Raw genomic sequence first — 18,181 nt, forward strand, 5'->3', positions numbered from 1 at the left:
CCATCATTACCTCGTATGCTAATTGCAAACGGTTATTCTGTGCAGAGCCAGTCTATTTTATAAGATTCACTAAAAATCGGGGAGGTTTACAATACGATGAAGAAAAAAAGTTTTGGCTTTTTAATGATTGCTGTCCTCATGCTTTTGTTGGCTGCTTGCGGCGGTGGAAATGATTCTGGTAAGGCTTCAGAGGAGAATAATGCGGACAGCGGAAATGGCAGCGAGGACACTGAAGAACACTATAAAATTGGCATACTTGCGCCAGAAGTGACGCATGGCTGGGTTGCGGCAGTTGCTTACCACGCTGAAGAACGCGTAAAAGAATTAGGAGATCAAGTAGATTATCAAATTCAAACCAGCAGTAACGCGGAACAAATGACTTCCCAATTAGATGATTTAATGACATGGGGAGCTGACGCCATTGTTGCTTTTCCTCAATGGGAGGGCATGGAAGTCCCGATTCAAAATGCCATTGACAGTGGTATAACCGTGGTTAACTTTGACATCGCGATTGATGTAGAAGGAGTTTACCGCGTTGCAGGTGATAATGAAGATATGGGTATCCAGGGAGCGAATTACATTGTAGATAAAATTGGTGAGGAAGGGAATGTCGTTGTACTGGAAGTACCTTCGTCTGGTTCTGTATCCGAATTACGGACCAAAGGCTTCGAGGAAACCATGGCAGAAATTGCTCCAGATATGAATCTGATGACGTATGCAACAGAATTCACCAGAGAGGATGGTTTAGCTGACTTCGCTGATATTCTGACTTCTGTTGAGGATATTGATGCCGTTTATTCGATTGATGATGAAACCTCTGTCGGTGTCTTACAAGCTATTCAAGAAGCTGGAAGAACAGACATTCAAGTCGTCACAGGCGGCGGTGGCATGCAGGAATATTTTGAAATGATGCCAGAAAACGAAGATATCTGGATTCAATCCGCATTATACAGCCCTGTTATGGTAAAAGATGCTGTTGACATTGCGATAGACGTGCTCAACGGAGAAGACGTGGAGGAAGAAACCATCATTCCAACTACTGTCGTTGACCGGGATAACTACGAAGAATTCTTAGATGAAAATTCACCATATTAAGCAGAGGGGAGCAGGAAAGTCTGCTCCCTTTCCATCCATTTCTCAGAGGTGATGACATGCTTGTGGAGTTAAGAAATATCCAAAAGTCCTTTGGCAAAAATCATGTTCTAAAAGACGTTTCCCTTTCTATTAAAGCAGGAGAAATTTGTGCATTGCTTGGAGAAAATGGAGCAGGGAAATCAACCCTGATGAACATCTTAGGCGGTATTCATCAGCCTGATAAAGGCAAGCTTTATATAAACGGGGCCGAGGTAAATCTGACCGGTCCGGAGCAATCTATTAATATGGGAATTTCTTTTATCCATCAGGAGCTGAACTTAATTAATGATCTGCCCATCTATGAAAATATGTTTTTAGAAAGAGATTATAAAAAGGGATTCAAGCGCGTACAGCATCAAAAAATGATTCAAGAAACAAAGGAGATATTTGAACGCATGCATGTAGACCTTGACCCCCGCATGCTGGTCAAAGAGTTAGATTCTTCCTATAAACAAATTATTGAAATCTGTCGCGCGATTTCGATGAATGCTTCTGTCATTATCATGGATGAACCAACAACATCGCTTACCGATTCTGAAATCGAACGTGTATTTACGATGATGCGGCGTTTACGCGATCAACAGGTTGGCATTATTTTTATCTCTCATAAGTTAAAAGAAGTCATTGAGGCTTGTGACACATATGCCGTACTTCGGGATGGCAGGCTTGTTTCTGAAGGACAGGTCAGTGATGTAACCACAAAGGAGCTTGCCCGCTTTATGGTCGGCTATGATGTCCGGACAGATCAACTGGTCCAGCAGCGTGACCGCGGTGAAGAAATCCTGCGTGCAGAAAAATTTACGTATAATGCTGCTTTTTCCGATATTACTTTTTCCATTCATCAGGGAGAGGTTGTCGGATTCACCGGTCTTTTAGGGGACGGACGCAGTGAGCTGTTTCAATCCATTTTTGGCGCAAATGATATTTCATCGGGCAAGCTGTTCCTTTACGGCAAAGAAATTAATATCCATACCACGATGGACGCTGTTAAAAACGGAATTGCCTACCTTCCAAGAAACAGAAAGGAAAACGCCATTATTAAAGATATGAACATTCTCGAAAATAGCGCCATTGCTTCTTGGAAGAGACATGCCAAATGGGGAATCATCCAGCATTCCATCCATCAAGAGAAGCTGGCTGCACTTCAAAAACAGCTGAAGATACGGATGACTGATTCCTCAAACAGTATTCTGAATCTCTCTGGAGGAAATCAGCAGAAGGTCGTTTTAGCTAAATGGCTTTCCACAGATCCCCGTATTTTGATTTTAGATAACCCGACACAAGGGGTAGATGTTGGAGCGAAGGAAGATATCTATGATATTATCCTTCGTTTAGCTGATGAAGGGATTGGGGTTATTATTCTTTCCAGTGAAGCAAATGAAATATTAAGGTTTTGCAATCGGACGTATGTCATGTACCACGGACAGCTGCAAGGAGAATTAAAAGGAGAAGCAATGAACGAACAAGCAATAATGGAGCTGGCTACAGGCGGAGATGCTTTTATTTCAACGTCTTAATGGACTGTCCGCCATCACTTAGGCGATAAGTAACAGGTATCCCGCAGGTTGCAGCTTCTTTTTATCCGGGATCGAAAAGGGGTGTACCTTTTGACAGAGAAAAATATCAATTACTTTCACCAGTTTATCCTTTGGTTCAAGAATCGATGGTCTACTAGTCCATTGTTTAGTATTTTTATTGCGTTCATCGTAATGGTTATCTTACAAACGATTGTATTAGGCTTTGATTATCCTTCATTTGGAGATTGGTTTACGTCTTGGACTAATAACTGGATCAATATTTTACGAAACAATGCCAGTGTAGCAATTGTCGCACTGGGAATGACGTTTGTTATTATGACAGGCGGAATCGATTTAGCTGTTGGTGCAACGCTTGTAGCAACTGGCGCATTGACAATGACATTGCTTGATATTGGAGCAAACGGTTTTTTAAATGCGATTGGAATCACAGGCTGGACAGCTATTTTCATTACAATCATTGTTGTGATTCTTTTTGGATATTTGCTTGGTTCCTTAATTGGCGTAACTGTTACACGGGGAATGGTTCCTCCTTTTATAGCCACCTTAGGAGCGATGATGGTCTTCCGCAGTGTCACACAGCATTTCATGCAAGGAGCTGCACCGCGTGTACCGCCAGAATTTTTACAAATTGCCAATTTCAAAATCGGGAACTATATGATTATGCCCATCATCTACTGGATTTTGATTGCTGCTGTTATGTATTATATTTCCAAGCGCACCATCTTTGGCCGGCAGATTATTGCGGTTGGCTCCAATGAAAGAGCTGCCAGACTATCCGGAATTAACGTGAAGCAGGTTAAGTACCGGGTTTATGCGCTTTCCGGAATACTTGTAGCCATTGCTGCAATCATTCAAGTTTCTCGAATCGGCTCGATGGATTTTGCCGGTTCAGGACGGGGAATGGAAATGGACGCTATCGCTGCCGCTGTTGTCGGAGGTACAAGTATGATGGGCGGAAGAGGATTTATCCTCGGAACGGTTTATGGAATGTTGATTATTGCTGTGCTGAACAACCTGCTCAATCTCTTCGGGGTTCCTCCATTACTGCGGGATGCATTTAAAGGGATGATTGTCATTGCAGCTGTTCTGTTGCAGCGGAAGGAAAAAACCGCATGAGTCGGTACCGCCCCCCGAAAGTTAGAGTAGAAAAATCTAACTTTCGGGGTGTTTTTATGGCGAAATATAATGAAGAATTTAAAATAAAACTCGTCACCGAGTATTTATATGGCAATATGGGCTATAAATCATTAGCCAAAAAATATAATATGGGCAGTGAAACATCTATAGTTGAGTGGGTGAAAGTCTATAAATCCCAAGGAATAGATGGCTTAAGAAGAAGAAAAACAAAGGAGAAGTATTCTGTTCAATTTAAATTAAATACGATACAATTTATGTTACAGACAGGTGCTTCTTTCTTAGAAACTGCTATTCAATTTCATTTGAACAACCCTTCCTTAATTAGACGCTGGATGAAGGCATTTGAGGAAGAAGATTTAGAAGGCCTAGAACCAAAACCAAAGGGGAGACCTTCTATGTCTAATAAAACCAATAAGCAAAAGGAAAAAGAGGCGAAGAAATTAACACGCGAAGAAGAATTAGAACGCGAGAATGAATTACTGCGACTAGAAAATGCATACCTAAAAAAGTTGAGAGCTTTTCGGGAGGATCCGAATGCCTTCCACGAAAAGCACAAGCAAAGGTGGCATTCGAACTCAAAGAAGAAGGATTCCGATTAAAAGATGTCCTCTGTGTGGTAGGTATTCCTGAAGCAACCTACCATTATCATGTGAAGCATTTTAGCAGAGAAGACACGGATGCAGCATTAAAAGAACTTATTATATCCCTGTTTAAAAAATTTCATGAACGCTATGGTTATAAACGTATCACGAAAGAATTAAAAAAATTAGGGCATGAAATCAATCATAAAAAAGTGTACCGTTTGATGAGAGAATTAGGATTAAAATGTGTAAAATTTATGCGGAAATCCCGCAAATATAATTCCTATAAGGGAAAGGTTGGAAAAGTAGCGAAAAACCGATTATCCCGCCGATTTAGCACATCTATCCCACTTCAAAAACTAGTAACGGACATTACAGAATTCAAATGTCTTGGTGAGGAGAAGTTATATTTAAATCCAATTCTTGACCTTTACAACGGAGAAATTATTGCGTATGAAATCAAGAAGCGACCAACGTTAGATCTTGTCATGGAACCTTTAAAAGAAACGATGGAGATAATAAAAAATCGTGCAACCTATCGTACCACGATTCATTCCGATCAAGGCTGGCATTATCAACACAACCAATGGGTGAAGACTTTAAAAGAAAATAAAGTATGTCAAAGTATGTCACGCAAAGCAACCTGTGCAGATAACGCTTCGATGGAGAATTTCTTCGGCATTTTAAAACAAGAAATGTACCATGGAGAAGAATTGGTAAGTTATGAAGAATTAAAAAAACAGATTGAAGAATATATCTATTGGTATAATCATAAAAGAGCAAAAGAAAAATTGGCTGGATTGAGTCCAGTCGAATATCGAACTCAATCTAGCCAATCAGTTGCATAATAAAACTCTAACTTTTAGGGGTAACCACCGTCTTTTCATGCGGTTTCTTTATCATTAAAATATTGAAATCCTCTTAAAACAAATTCAATAACCTATCCCAAAACCCTTCGTTTTCTTCCTTTTCTTCTATCTCTTCGGTATCCTCTTCCGGCTGAATACTGTCTGTTTGAATCACAAATTGAACAGAATTTGTGATCTCATCATTTTCTTCCGATACGAAGGATACAGGATCAAAATCAGATTTATCATATTGTGAAATCATCTCATCAATTTCTTCCTGCATCTCATCAGGGATACTTTCAGTGGCATCATATAATTCACTGGTTCCATCCTGTAATTCATCTGCTCCGTTCGCAAGTTCATTGGAACCGGATGCCGATTCACTAATTGCATTATGAATATCAGCATAGGAAGTACTGAGCTCATTTACGCCATTGGTATAAGAAACCAGACCTTCATGGAACTGATTATAATTTTCAGCCATGGTATCTACACTTGTAATAAATTCATCCAGTCCTTCATCGATATCAATTTGGCCGACAGATTGCTCTAATTCATCGGAAAACGTACGGATATTGCTGGCAATGTCACTGGCAGAAGTTTGAAATTCAGATAATGCCGGCTCCACCGCATCAAATGATTCTACGGATTCATAGTAGACAGCTAATGCACCTTGGGCAGCTTCATAGGTGCCAACTAATTCATCAACAACCGCCGGATCTACTGCTTCACTATCATATAATGCTTGAAAATCCTCTTCTGTTAAGGTGGCTTCTGGGATGCCCTCCATAGCTGTCTGCAATGCTTCTTTCGCATCTCCATAGCCTGTTGACAGCGAATCTAATTCGTCAGCCAATGCTTCCATTCCTGCAGCCATATCTGATGCAGCTTCTGTCATCCCGCTTAACTGCTCTATTCCATCTATCCCTGTAATTTGGCCAACTTCTTCCTGTACGGTTTGAAAAGCATTATTGATTTCTTCCGATGCACCTGTTAATTCACCGCTGGAATTATTTAACTCATTTAAACCGTTCTGAAATTCAGAAGACCCATTCTCTAATTCACTTAATCCGCCAGACAGCCCGCTGATTCCATCACCAAGCTCACCTACTCCCTGGTTGATTTCACCAATGGCATCGGTTAAGCTCTGAAACTCCTCTGTGAGCGCATCTGTATCCGGACCGTCTACAGAAACAGAAGACGGCAGGCCGGAGATTTCCATTCCTTCTAATTCAAATTGATCGGTATCTGCTTGAATCGTCAGCGTCTCTTCTTCTCCCGGCATCACCGTAAATGCCACCTGCCTATTTTTCCCGGCATTGGCTATCGTTGCATCCTCCGCTTCAATATTATAAAAGTAATCGGTATTCAGCGCCTGTGATATTTGCAGCATGTAGTTATCAAAGAATTCCGCCCCTGCTTCTCCATTCTCCTCTACCTTTATTTCTATCTCTACTTGCCCTGGTTCACCAATAACCGTTTTGGGGTCTACTTTTTCCCCATCTAAATAATATTCAATTGTAAATTTCCAGGGCAGTTCTTTTGAAAGATTTCCTTGATAATAAAAATTATCTGCTGCCGCGTCCATACGGACAGTATCTCCGTCCTGTTTGATTTCACTGGTATCTGTTAAGTTCTTGACAGATTCATAGTTTCCGAAATCTTCGATAATTCCTGTTTTATTCAGTTCAAATGCATTCACAATATATATATTTTCTAATGCTCCGCCCGCTTCTAAATTCGCATAAATCACTTCATTCTTTTCCTTAATTTCTCCTTCCTCATTCTTTTCCTCTGAAGACTCAGCCAAAACAGCTGTATTTAAGAAAGGAATAAAGAATAAAGCCAGCGCGAGCCAAAGCCATTTAATTGTCCTTTTCATGATGCTCTTCCTCCTTATAAAACTTCATGCGCAGTGACGTTTTTTGAAGTAATGTATCACCATAGATCAGCAATGCCGGCAGTAATGTAATAACAAGAATAAACGCCAGTAGCGCTCCTCTCCCCAGCAGAAGCCCGATAGATCCTACAATTGGATTGGATGATGTCATCCACAGAATAAAGCCGACGCTGGATAAAATGGATACAGATACAGCAATGGAGAAAATTTTATCATCCAATGTTGTTCTCATCGCTCTCCATTTTGGCATATAGCGGCGATAATTTTTATATGTTTCCGTTAATAAAATCGCATAATCTACAGTTGCCGCCAGTTGTACAGTGCTGACAATCAAATAACCGATAAACACAAGCGGATCCCCTGTAAAATAAGGGATTGCCAGGTTAATCCAAACTGCTGCCTGAATAACCAGCAACAGTATTACCGGGAAGGAAATTGACTTGAAATTAACTAATAATACAACCCCTACTCCAATAATTGTTAAAATATTTACAAGCTGATTATCTTTGGAAACAATATCTCTCATATCATACAATGATACACTTTCTCCCGATGTTAAAGCATCGTCTCCATAATACGAACCAGCAATGTCCCTGACATCTTCTACAATCGCAAAAGGAAGTTCTCCCTCTGTTCCGGCCTCTGTATTAATAATAATCCGGCTGTAATTTTCCGAAAGAAATTGCTCTGTGGCATCGTCTTCCAAAAAGTCCTGCGGAATTGCAGTTCCTACCATGGTGGCATAGCTTGTAACTGAAGACACATAGTTTACATTCTCCAGCACTTGTGTCATCTCTTCCTCTTTGCCAATATCATTATTTGGAACAAGCAGCACAATCGAAGTGGATTCACCAAAGACATTTTCAATTTGCTGAATATCTGCCCCCAGCCTGGAATCTTCCGGCTGTTCCCCCATACCATAAGTAAACGACGTACTGTTTTGTGCCAGAAAGCTCGGTACAATTAATAAGAGAACCAGAATTAATACTGGAAGCCGTAATTTTAATAATTTTTTCCCTGCTCCAGTAAATCTTGTCGGAACAAAGACCCGGTGCTGTGTTTTATCAATCCAGCGGTAAAATAACAGCGTAAATGCAGGCAGAAAAACGATAACGCTGATAAAGCTCAAAATAATTCCCTTAACGAGATTAAGTCCGAGATCAGAGCCTATTTCAAAATTCATAAACATAAGAGCCATGAATCCGAATATAGTCGTCATAGCACTTGAACTTATAACCGGCCACGATTCTTTAATGGCCTTTTTCATCGCCTCTCCAGGCTGATATTCTTTATTCCGGTAATCCTGAAAGCTGTGCAGCAGAAATATCGCATAATCCAGAGAAACAGCAAGCTGTAATATAGGGGCAACGGATTGCGTCACAAATGAAATTTCACCGATGAATACATTTGTCCCTAAGTTAATCAGAACCGAAACACCTATTGCAGTCAAGAAAAAGACCGGTTCCATCCATGAGCTTGTAGAAAGGATAAGAATAATTACAATAATTGGAATTAAAAGCGCAGCAGCGTACATGCTTTCTTTTCCCGTCATTTCCTGCTGTGTCGCTGTATTAACTGCCTCTCCAGAAATCGCATTCTCCTCACCTATTAAATCATAAATTTCGTTAGTTGCCTCAACTTCTTTACCACTAGCTATGGTAACTGAAAAAAGCGCCTTTTCTTCTTTATAATATGTGTCAACCGTGTCCGGATCAGCTGCTTCAATCGGCGTCCGGATATCTATCACATCATTCAGCCATAGAACCTCTGTCACACCGTCTACTGCTTCCAGAGCTTCTTTATACTCTATCGCCTCTCGAATGGAGACATCCTCCACCATTACTCTTGCATTCGGAATGCCACCGGTGAATTCCTCCTCCATCACTTCTATAGCCTGTGTAGATTCTGCTTCATCCGGCAGGTAATCCTGCATATTGTAATTCACATCCACAAACAGAATCCCGGCTAAAGAACAGATAGTAAGGAGCGTAAAAAGGATAACGATTGTCTTTTTAAAACGAATAATTATATTTGCCACTGTTATTCCCCATTATCTTGTTGATTTCATTCATATAATTTAATATTATAAAGACACACTGTCAGTTAGACAACAAACAGTTGCTTAAAAAATGTACGTTCCACAACAAAAATTCATTATTTGTTGGATAAAAATCAAAATTTCATATTTTGTTCATAAAGGAGTTAATTAAACTTGGTAAAAAAAATAGACCGAAGAAAACGTTATACAAGAATGGCCCTTAAAAATAGTCTGATGGAACTTTTAAAAGAAAAACCGGTTTCCTCCATTACTATTAAAGAAATTTGTGAGCATGCCGATATTAATCGTTCTACCTTTTATAGCCATTATGCAGATCAATATGATTTAATGACTCATATTGAAGATGAAATTATCGATGAGTTAAATCAGGCACTGCTTCAATATGACTATACACAGGAAAAGGAAGCCTTAGCGATGCTGAAATATTTACTTGAATATGTTCATAGCCGTCATGAGCATTTCCGGATTCTTTTCAGTGAACATGGCAATAAAAGATTTACGCATAAAGTCATGTTTGCCGCACAAACTCATATTATGAATGACTTTAATGAGCCAGAACACAAAATGAACGAAACAGCTGCAAAGTACATGACCATCTATTCCATCAGTGGGAGTATTACAGTAATTGAATACTGGCTTGAAAACGGAATGAAGGAATCAACGGATGAAATGGCGAAAATCATCACGGAAATAAGTAAGCCGTGTTAAATACAAATGACCAAGTCTATCGTTTTTCATCCTGTTCTAAAAATCATTAAAAATGAAATACGAAGGTACTTTTATAATCAAAAAACAAAAAATCACTGGTCATTACTCCATTTTTACAGCCATTTTTCACATTGGAAACCCAATTTTATCTGATAATCCATTCGCTTTAGCTGTTCTTGCAGGAATCTATGTCAGTAAAAACACCGGCAGATCAAACGAAGATAATGAAGGAAGGTTTTACTTTAAACAGCAGCTAATCAGCTTGGCATTAAAAAAATATTCGCATCGTGCAGCCTATCTTTCAGCCCTATTGTATTTTATCGATTATATTCTGCAGATACCATCGGAATTCCAGGAAAAATTGTACGAATCGCTGCCAATTGCCCAAAACGAAAAGGAGGAAGGAAAAATAATGGGAATGGAAAAATTAAGAGATACACCGACGTTTGGAAGACTGTTTAGAGAAATCGAGGAAGAAGCGACCAAAAGAGGCATGCAAGAAGCGGAACGGAATTTTGCCACAAAGCTTTTAAGAAAGGGGTATTCGGAGGAAGAGATATCTGAATTAACCGGTCTCGAGATGAAGGACGTAACGGAGCTTCGGAAATCACTTGAAAGTTAATAAAAGAGCAGAACAGGCAGATTCCCCCTGTTTCTATTTTATGCAGGAAGTGGATTTACGCTTCACTTCCTGCATCTGTGTATCAAAGGGTATTTAATTAAAGAATTGGCGGCAAGGATGCTTTCTAAATAACTTTCCATTAAGAAACTACATAAACTTACTTAAATCCGGATAACCTGTCACCGCCCAGCCGCCATCCACAAGTAAACTGGCTCCATTCACATAGGATGCCTGATCGCTGACAAGGAATAGTGCCGGTCCTGCTATTTCTTTCGGATCTCCTGCTCTCTCCATAGGAATACGCTCCAGATAAGCTTCATTAATTGCCTCAACGTTTGTTAAATCAGAAGTTAGCGGTGTTGATACAAGCCCCGGCAAGATAGCATTAACACGAATATTATGCTTGGACATTTCAAGTGCAGCATTTTTGGTAAGCATCTCCACCCCTGCTTTTGCAGAAGAATAAGCTGCTCCGTAATGCATTGGAACATGTGCATTTAAGGAAGCAACATTAACAATAGCTCCACCGTCATGCTCTTTCATGTATTTTGCCTCATGTTTTAAAGATAGAAAGACACCTTTTAAACATAAATCAACCGTGAAATCCCAATCTTCTTCCGGCTGATCAATGATTGCCCCTGATTTAGATGCACCAGCTACGTTAAAGGCTATATCCAGCCCTCCAAACTTCTCTGCCGTTTTGTTAACAAGGTTTTTAATATCCTCTTCTTTTGTTACATTTGTTACAACACCTAATAAATTCCCTTTATGGTGCTGTTCCATCTCTTTCAGTTTTTCTTCATTTAAATCTGCTACCCCGACTTTCGCACCGGCTTCCAGCAGGCTATGTACCACAGCATAACCTATCCCTGAAGCCCCACCAGTTACAATTGCAACTTTACCTTTTAATGTTGTCACTTATACTTCCTCCTTTTTATTATCCATGCTGTATAACTGAGGTAAAATTACCGCTCCAGCATACTTCAGATATATTTTATTGTTTTAAATCTACATCTAAAGCATACGCTTCCATTTTAATAGCTGTCAAAATGTTCATCTATACCATTAAGTCTTTCCAAAAACTTTTTTTATATTTATGTTTTGTTTCCCTTTAAAAGAGGAATAATAAAAATTGGATGCGAATTAATACATCTAATCAATGAAATAAATTTATTTGGAGGTCTTTTTTATGTCAAAAGTTGCGATTGTCACTGGTTCTGCAGGCGGTTTAGGAAAAGGAATCGCCAAACGTCTCGGTAAAGATGGCTTTAAAATTGTTCTGCATGACATTAATAAAGAAATGCTGGACAGTACATTAAAAGAATTTAAGGATGCCGGTGTTGAATCCATTTCCGTTGTAGGTGATGTATCGAAACGCGAAGACCAATTTAATCTTGTTAAAGAAGCAGTAGAAGCTTTTGGACAGCTGGATGTCTTTGTGAATAACGCTGGAATTGATGTTGTCTCTCCATTCCTTGATATTGATGAAAATCAATTAAATAAAACATTTGCAGTAAATGTAAATGGTACTGTATTCGGAACACAAGCTGCTGCTGAGCAGTTCATTAAACAAGATACAAAAGGGAAAGTCATTAACGCATGCAGTATTGCTGGACATGAATCCTTTGAAATGCTGGGGACTTACTCTGCTACCAAACACGCGGTTCGTTCTTTCACTCATTCTGCTTCCAAAGAACTGGCACCATATAAAATTCGTGTTAACGCCTATTGCCCGGGTGTGGCAGGAACAGCAATGTGGGATCGTATCGATGAAGAAATGGTGAAATATTATGATGATATGGAACGCGGGGATGCTTATAAACAATTTGTTGAAGGTATTTCGCTCGGACGCTCCCAAGAGCCGGAGGACGTTGCAAACCTGGTTTCCTTCCTGGCTTCTGATGATTCTGACTATATTACCGGACAAGCTATTATCACAGATGGCGGAATCGTGTACAGATAATGGTGAAAAAAACGATAGAGCATCTGGATCTCAAAGCAGATTCAGATGCTTATTTATTTTTGCCTATTTACATTCTGTCAATAATCCGTTATGATGTAAGCAATTACAAAAAAGAGAGAAGGTGATGTCTTATGAAAAAAGTATATGTAAACATGTCGGCAGCTATTTTTTATAGGTACTCACCTTCTCATACGTGATATATAATTATTTGGAATTCTAAAAGAACTCCTATATTTTTGACGTGTCCGGGTTGGTGTGTACCAATCCGTTTTTTATTCAAAAATATTAGGAGGAAATCCATTTGTACGAATTTCAAAAAAACTATGCTTATCGTCCGGAAATAAATTATCAAGGTTCTATTGAGCTGTTAGCCCGTGTTATCAATGAACAGAAGGAAAGATATACTGTCCAAACCATTTATGGAACCCGTCAGGCAGTTGTAAAAGGCAGACTCAGACATGATGCTTCATCGAGAGAAGATTTTCCATCTGTTGGGGACTGGGTCGTTCTAAAACAAAATAATCCTCATGATGTTCTCATCATTGACCAGCTTCTTCCCCGTTTCAGCAGCATTGTTCGAAAAGCAGATGAACTGGAAACAAACGCACAAATTCTTGCCAGTAATGTTACTAAAGTATTTATTGTTCTAAGTCTGGAGGAAAAAATTAATGAACGTAAATTAGAGCGGTTTTTAGTAACTGTCTGGGAAAGCGGCGCCAGTCCAATTATTATTCTTTCCAAAGCTGACTTAGTGAAAAATCTGGAAGCAGCCAAACAAAAAATGAGTCAGATTGCCCTTGGTATCCCTGTATTGACTTGGGATGCCGTTAATGAAATTGGCAAGAAAGAAATCAGGGATACTATCCATGCAGATGATACGATTGTATTAATAGGGAACTCCGGTGTTGGAAAATCAACTTTGATCAATCATTTATTAGGAAAAGAAGTGCTTAAAACCCAAGCTGTTCGTGACTCGGATAAACGCGGCAGACATACAACAACGCATCGGGAGCTTTTCAGGCTGCCGGACGGCGGTGTGATTATTGATACTCCCGGAATGCGAAGCTTTTTGCTGTGGGCTGGAGAAGAATCCGGATTATCGCATACCTTTTCTGATATTCAAAAGCTGATCGGGAAATGCCGCTTCAATGATTGCCTGCATGACACCGAACCGGATTGTGCAGTGAAGGAAGCTCTGGCATCCGGAGAATTAGATAAAGAACGCTGGAACAGCTATGTTAAACTGCAAAAAGAGCTCGCTTATCTGGAGCGCAGGCAAAATGCACGACTTGCCGCAGAAGAGAAAAAGAAATGGAAAAAAGCAACGATGCAGCATCGCACGAAATAATCTACTGTCTATATGCTGTACTTCTAAAAAGCAACCGTGTCAAACTGAACACGGCTGCTTTTATCTAATCAAGTATAGGAATAAAATAAATGACAGGATGATTGCTTGGGTGGATATCATGGATGATTTTTTTCACTTTCTCAATCTGGTGAATCATACATCGGAATTCTGCCTTGCAATCCGTTTGCAGAAATACATTTTCCGGCTGTAATGACATTTCCAATGGAGCAAATTCCAATGGACGGGAATAATGTCTGCACTTTGTATATGAAAGAACATTATCCTGATTGCCGTGGTGCAGGAATCCATGCTCATGGAGCTCCTCCCGCAAACTGCTGATATATTCCTCTCCAATTAGCACCTCTACCTTTACATAATTAAGCTTCATCCATGACACCCCCTTTTGCTCAAATCCTGTTTATCTTTAAAATGTTTCATATGAAGATTGCACATCATCTATATAATTACTCATTAACTTTGGCAAGATGATCAATATTATTATAATCAATGACACGCCATTCGCCGTTTTCACAGGAAAATTTTGTAACCGATGTGTTCTGCAGAAATGTAATCCCTGTGCCCAGCTTTCCTTTTGAAATCACTGATAACAGGCTATTGATTAATGCACCATGAGAAACGATTAAAACACGCTCGCCCGGGAAGCTTTCACAAACTTCCTCTAACCCCTTCATTCCTCTTTCCTGTAATTGTTCGAACGATTCGACATTTGGAATATGATCACGATTAGGGAAATATCGGTTTCTATCCTCTATCGTCATCCCCTCAGCATCTCCATAAGTGCGCTCAACAAATGCTTTCATTTCATACAGGGGAAGCTGCAGATCCTGATTAATAATTTCCGCTGTTACCCTTGCCCGCGCTAAAGGACTGGTAATTAATACTGTCGGCTCAAACTGTTCTGCAGCCGCACAGCAGACCCCAGCCTGTAATTTCCCAGTTTCATTTAAAGGGATATCTGTCTTCCCCTGAATTCTTTTTTCTTTATTCCAATTTGTTTCTCCGTGCCGTATCATACAAATCTCTGTCAAAGCCCTTTCCCCACTTTCGAACTATTTTTCTTCTTATACTTATTCTAGCACTATTTCTATCTGTATATCTATTAACATGTGTCCCTTCCACACAGGATTTTCATATTCGGCACAAAGAAAAAGGCCCAAGGGTTCCAATCTCCCTCTGCCTTTTTCCAATTTCATCTATTTTCCCATACAATGTGATGACGCCTGCTGTTCATTTTCTATAAGTTTGTTTATTCTCCCCAAATTTCTTTTGCCACATCCACGATATATTTCAGTTTGTTCCATTGTTCTTCCTCCGTTAAAAGATTCCCATGATGGGTTGAAGCAAATCCACATTGCGGACTGATACATAATTGATTAAACGGAACATATTTGGATGCTTCTTCTACCCTTGCTTTAATATTTTCTTTATTCTCCAGCTCGCCATGCTTGGAAGTAAACACCCCCAGAACAACACGAGGTCCGCCATTCGGAATGTAATCAAGCGGCTCAAATCCGCCTGAACGGTCATCGTCATATTCTAAGAAGAATCCATCTACTTTTTCTTTTGCAAATAAGGTTGGAGCTATTTTCGCATAGCTTCCTTCAAATGCCCATTTTGAACGATAATTTCCACGGCATAGATGTGTTGTAATTGTTAAGTCTTCCGGTTTATCTTCCAATACACTGTTTAATACATACAGAGCTAAATCAATAAAATACTGACGATCCTTTCCGTCTTCCGCTGCCGGGAAGTTCTCTACATTTAATCCCGCAATATAAACATCGTCCAGCTGCAGATAGCGGCAGCCTGCATCATAAAAAGCTTTTATGGCATCACGGTAAGTTTGAATCACATCTTCTGCATATTCTGCCAGGTCAGGATAAATTTCTGGGTTCAGAATTCCTTTACCAAATAACTGATTCGGGCTTGGAATCGTTTGTTTGGCAATAGCACGGTCCCCGACGATTTCTTTAAATTCCACAAATTCCTTCACATGTGGATGATCTGAATTGAAGGAAACCTTCCCTGTTACTCGCACATTATAGCGTTCTGTCTCCTCTCCAACAAATTTAAATCCTGTCTCCGGCACGTAACCTTCAACACCATTTAGATGCTCCTGGAAATCTGTATGCCAGAAGCGGCGTCTGAATTCCCCATCCGTAACAGCCTGCAAGCCTACTTCAATTTGTTTATCAACGATACGTTTAATTTCTTCCGTTTCAATTTGATGAAGCTCTTCTTTAGAAACAGTTCCTTCTTGAAAATTCTTTCTTGCCTGATGAATACGCTCCGGGCGTAATAAACTTCCTACATGGTCTGCGCGAAATGGTGCTTTTACTGCTGTTTTTGTCATTTTATCTATTCTCCTCTTTTTAGTTTTCTATGATTTGTTAAGGTAAAATTGCAAAGGAACGGACTGGAAAACCGCTTGCTTTTTCCGGTTTCGGACTGATGTTAAAAATCACTGCTCCCTTTGCCGGTAATTGGTCCAGATTTGTTAACAGCTCGACCTGAAAAGTGTCCTGCTCCAGCACATAATACTCCCCGATTAAAGAGCCGTTTTTCTGGGCATCAATTGCCGCATCGGTATCAAATGTTTCATGGCCAACCGCTTTAATATTTCTTTCTTCAAATAAGAATTTCAAGGCATCCAGCCCCCATCCAGGTAAATGGTTATTCCCTTCCTCATCCTTATTCTCAAAAGCTTCTTTGTCCGGCCAGCGTTTACTCCAATCTGTCCGCAGTGCTACAAAAGTACCTTCTTCAATTTTTCCATGTATCTCTTCAAATGCTAAAATATCTTCGACCGTCAAAATATAATCATGGTTTTCTGCAGCTGCTTCTGACTTATCAATCACAACAAGCGGAAGGACAACCTCCTTCAGCTCCAACTCCTCTAAAAAGCGCTGATCGCGGACAAAATGAATCGGTGCATCGATATGCGTGCCGTATTGTCCTGAGAAACTGAATTGCTGTGCCAGGAATCCATCATCATGTGTGTACAATGTCTCAAACTCAGCATCTTTAAATGCTGAAAAATGAGGGGAATCCGGGCCAAACGTATGTGTTAAATCAACCCATGTCTTTGACTTTAATACTTTTAACGCCTGTAATAATTCATTTTCCTTCGTCAACGTCATTATAACCGCCTCCCAAAAACAGTTTTTAAGCTTTTGTTTTGTACTCTGTAATATGCTCCTGCAGCGTTTCATCTTCTCCAAATAAGAAATGCTTATGCATATCCGGAGAATATTTCGAATTAATAGTTTCTATTCCTGCCGCCTCTGCAACGGCACGCAGCATAGCCGGGGAAGCTCCACAGCATAATCCAATATAATTAATGCCGATGCTATGCGCCTTTTTAGCCCATTCAGCCAGCTCATAACGATTATGATAGAGCGGGTCCAAAGAAGTCGGGAAAGTTGTTTCTGTCGGTAAATGACAGCTGCATCCTCCGTCCGGCAGGTTAAAGAAAGTAGGGTTTTCTTCTGTTGTCCGATAAGGGATTGGCAGTGCTCCTACATATCCATCAACCTTTTCACGGATTTTCTCTAAATATGGCTGCATGGTATCCGGTCCGCGGAAACAGTTCATCCCGACAACCAGCGCCCCGTTATCTTCTAAAATCTTACATGACTCTTCAACTGTGTAGCCATCACGTAAAATATTTTCACCCATCAGCCCTAGTGTAATAACTGCCGGTAAATCATATCTTTTAATTTCCTCTAAAGCAATCAGCGCCTCTTCATGGTAGTAGAAGGTTTCTCCATTAATATAGTCAACATCTTCATCCTTACACCATGAAACCATTTCATTAAACATCAATCTCACTTTATCCTTTGATTCCTGGTCTTCCGGATTAAAGATATTTGTATTTGAGATATTTCCTGCAACCAGCGCTTCTTCCACCGGGTGCTCTTTTGCCACTTCCTTCGCTAATTTAATCGCATTTCTGTTTAGAGGCTCCAGCAGATCTTCTTTGCCGATGATACGCATTTTTTCACGATGTGCGTTATATGTAAATGCCAGTACTACATCAGAACCGGCTTTCATGTAATCACGATATACTGCTTTTAATGTTTCCGGGTTATCTAATGCTACTTCCGGCACGAAGGATCCGGCCTGCAGGTATCCTCTGCGCTCCAGTTCAAACAAATATCCTTCCCCTGCAATTACTGTTCCCTGCTTTAAACGTTCTTCCAAACTCCTTTTCGTCACTTTTAAATTCCCCCTAAATTCATATATTTGTATTATTTAACTGCCGATAAGCTGTTATTGAATCGAAAAAAACCTCTTCTTATCAGAAAGAAGAGGTTTTTGAG

The 18,181-nt window shown here is 39.9% G+C and carries 17 protein-coding genes; 9 read left to right on the forward strand and 8 right to left on the reverse strand.

Annotation, left to right across the window (positions count from 1 at the left end; translation table 11 throughout):
* The first annotated feature begins 96 nt into the window (after positions 1-96).
* From BN1068_RS20470 to BN1068_RS20490, 5 genes are all read left to right on the forward strand, one after another.
* The gene (locus BN1068_RS20470; protein ID WP_042531832.1) at positions 97-1,095 is read left to right on the forward strand and encodes an ABC transporter substrate-binding protein; all 999 of its coding nucleotides are present in this window, start codon (positions 97-99) and stop codon (positions 1,093-1,095) included.
* A 56-nt stretch (positions 1,096-1,151) separates the two neighbouring features.
* Positions 1,152-2,651 (forward strand): sugar ABC transporter ATP-binding protein, encoded by a 1,500-nt coding sequence (locus tag BN1068_RS20475; protein ID WP_077604671.1) that lies wholly within the window; start codon positions 1,152-1,154, stop codon positions 2,649-2,651.
* A 90-nt stretch (positions 2,652-2,741) separates the two neighbouring features.
* A complete protein-coding gene (locus tag BN1068_RS20480; RefSeq protein ID WP_077604672.1) occupies positions 2,742-3,788 on the forward strand; it encodes an ABC transporter permease in 1,047 nt (348 codons plus the stop codon).
* A gap of 56 nt (positions 3,789-3,844) precedes the next feature.
* Entirely contained in the window at positions 3,845-4,408 is a 564-nt protein-coding gene (locus BN1068_RS20485) for a helix-turn-helix domain-containing protein (RefSeq protein ID WP_077600810.1), read from the forward strand.
* A complete protein-coding gene (locus BN1068_RS20490; RefSeq protein ID WP_077604673.1) occupies positions 4,372-5,238 on the forward strand; it encodes an IS3 family transposase in 867 nt (288 codons plus the stop codon). Before BN1068_RS20485 ends, BN1068_RS20490 begins: the two co-directional genes overlap by 37 nt.
* 73 nt (positions 5,239-5,311) lie before the next feature.
* Here BN1068_RS20490 and BN1068_RS20495 read toward each other — a convergent pair whose 3' ends face one another.
* Complete coding sequence (locus BN1068_RS20495; protein WP_077604674.1) at positions 5,312-7,120, reverse strand: methyl-accepting chemotaxis protein; 1,809 nt, start codon at positions 7,118-7,120, stop codon at positions 5,312-5,314.
* Entirely contained in the window at positions 7,104-9,176 is a 2,073-nt protein-coding gene (locus BN1068_RS20500) for an efflux RND transporter permease subunit (RefSeq protein WP_077604675.1), read from the reverse strand. Before BN1068_RS20500 ends, BN1068_RS20495 begins: the two co-directional genes overlap by 17 nt.
* Before the next feature lie 174 nt (positions 9,177-9,350).
* On the opposite strand from BN1068_RS20500, the gene BN1068_RS20505 reads away from it, so the two are divergent.
* The gene (locus tag BN1068_RS20505; RefSeq protein WP_077604676.1) at positions 9,351-9,905 is read left to right on the forward strand and encodes a TetR/AcrR family transcriptional regulator; all 555 of its coding nucleotides are present in this window, start codon (positions 9,351-9,353) and stop codon (positions 9,903-9,905) included.
* 52 nt (positions 9,906-9,957) lie between these two features.
* A complete protein-coding gene (locus BN1068_RS20510) occupies positions 9,958-10,527 on the forward strand; it encodes an RpnC/YadD family protein (RefSeq protein ID WP_077604677.1) in 570 nt (189 codons plus the stop codon).
* Between the two features lie 147 nt (positions 10,528-10,674).
* Here BN1068_RS20510 and BN1068_RS20515 read toward each other — a convergent pair whose 3' ends face one another.
* Positions 10,675-11,445, reverse strand: a complete 771-nt coding sequence (locus BN1068_RS20515; RefSeq protein WP_077604678.1) for an SDR family NAD(P)-dependent oxidoreductase — start codon at positions 11,443-11,445, stop codon at positions 10,675-10,677.
* Between the two features lie 271 nt (positions 11,446-11,716).
* Here BN1068_RS20515 and BN1068_RS20520 point away from each other — a divergent pair, with 271 nt between their 5' ends.
* Together BN1068_RS20520 and rsgA are read left to right on the forward strand one after the other, a co-directional pair.
* Entirely contained in the window at positions 11,717-12,490 is a 774-nt protein-coding gene (locus BN1068_RS20520) for an acetoin reductase (RefSeq protein ID WP_077604679.1), read from the forward strand.
* Positions 12,491-12,791: 301 nt separating this feature from the next.
* A complete protein-coding gene (rsgA, locus tag BN1068_RS20525) occupies positions 12,792-13,838 on the forward strand; it encodes a ribosome small subunit-dependent GTPase A (RefSeq protein WP_254846843.1) in 1,047 nt (348 codons plus the stop codon).
* A gap of 64 nt (positions 13,839-13,902) precedes the next feature.
* Here the strand turns inward: rsgA and BN1068_RS20530 are convergent, their stop codons facing one another.
* The 5 genes from BN1068_RS20530 to BN1068_RS20550 form a co-directional block, all read right to left on the reverse strand.
* Positions 13,903-14,226 carry a hypothetical protein gene (locus BN1068_RS20530; protein ID WP_077604681.1) on the reverse strand — a complete coding sequence of 108 codons (324 nt, stop codon included), beginning with the start codon at positions 14,224-14,226 and terminating at the stop codon, positions 13,903-13,905.
* A gap of 76 nt (positions 14,227-14,302) precedes the next feature.
* Positions 14,303-14,887: a histidine phosphatase family protein gene (locus BN1068_RS20535; protein WP_077604682.1), complete on the reverse strand. Its 585-nt coding sequence runs from the start codon at positions 14,885-14,887 to the stop codon at positions 14,303-14,305.
* Positions 14,888-15,105: 218 nt separating this feature from the next.
* Positions 15,106-16,212 (reverse strand): 5-methyltetrahydropteroyltriglutamate--homocysteine S-methyltransferase, encoded by a 1,107-nt coding sequence (locus tag BN1068_RS20540; protein ID WP_077604683.1) that lies wholly within the window; start codon positions 16,210-16,212, stop codon positions 15,106-15,108.
* A 37-nt stretch (positions 16,213-16,249) separates the two neighbouring features.
* The gene (locus BN1068_RS20545) at positions 16,250-16,999 is read right to left on the reverse strand and encodes a cyclase family protein (RefSeq protein ID WP_077604684.1); all 750 of its coding nucleotides are present in this window, start codon (positions 16,997-16,999) and stop codon (positions 16,250-16,252) included.
* A gap of 25 nt (positions 17,000-17,024) precedes the next feature.
* Entirely contained in the window at positions 17,025-18,077 is a 1,053-nt protein-coding gene (locus tag BN1068_RS20550) for a homocysteine S-methyltransferase family protein (protein WP_077604685.1), read from the reverse strand.
* Positions 18,078-18,181: the final 104 nt, after the last annotated feature.

The sequence above is a fragment of the Oceanobacillus sojae genome (assembly GCF_900162665.1).
In the GTDB taxonomy this organism is placed as follows: Bacteria; Bacillota; Bacilli; order Bacillales; family Amphibacillaceae; genus Oceanobacillus; species Oceanobacillus sojae_A.